At 58.4% G+C, this 399-nt stretch carries 1 protein-coding gene; it reads right to left on the bottom strand.

Features of this window, described 5'->3' with window-relative positions; translation table 11 throughout:
• A partial coding sequence (locus TPRIMZ1_RS0116285; RefSeq protein ID WP_198429951.1) for a hypothetical protein occupies positions 1 to 372 on the bottom strand: 372 nt, incomplete at its 3' end.
• Positions 373 to 399: the final 27 nt, after the last annotated feature.

The raw sequence follows: 399 nt of genomic DNA, 5'->3' as shown, positions 1-399 counted from the left end.
GGAAAATTGGGAACCGCTTGACCCCGCCGTTACCGTTCTTGCCCACTGGGCCGTCCCCGAGGGATCATACTTAACCAGGACCACATTGGCGCCTGAGGAGTAGGACCCCACAACACTTACACCCCCATAGGTAAAGGTCCCTGTTCCATACTGGGATCCTGCGGCATACACATTCCCACTCCCGTCTACCGCGACGGAGATAAAGTAAGATACGAATGACCCCGCCGATACCGTCCGTGCCCACAGGGCCGTCCCATCAGCATCATACTTAACCAGGACCACATTGTTGCCGGCGGCATAGGTCCCCGTAGCGCTTACGCCGGTCCCGTAGGTATAGGTCCCTGTTCCTGTCTGGTATCCAGCGGCATACACATTCCCGCTCCCGTCTACCGCGACGGA

Origin of the sequence: Treponema primitia ZAS-1 (assembly GCF_000297095.1) — a bacterium.
GTDB lineage: Bacteria > Spirochaetota > Spirochaetia > Treponematales > Breznakiellaceae > Termitinema > Termitinema primitia_A.
Note: the sequence above shows the minus strand (reverse complement) of the source record. Positions and strands in the feature narration are given on the sequence as shown.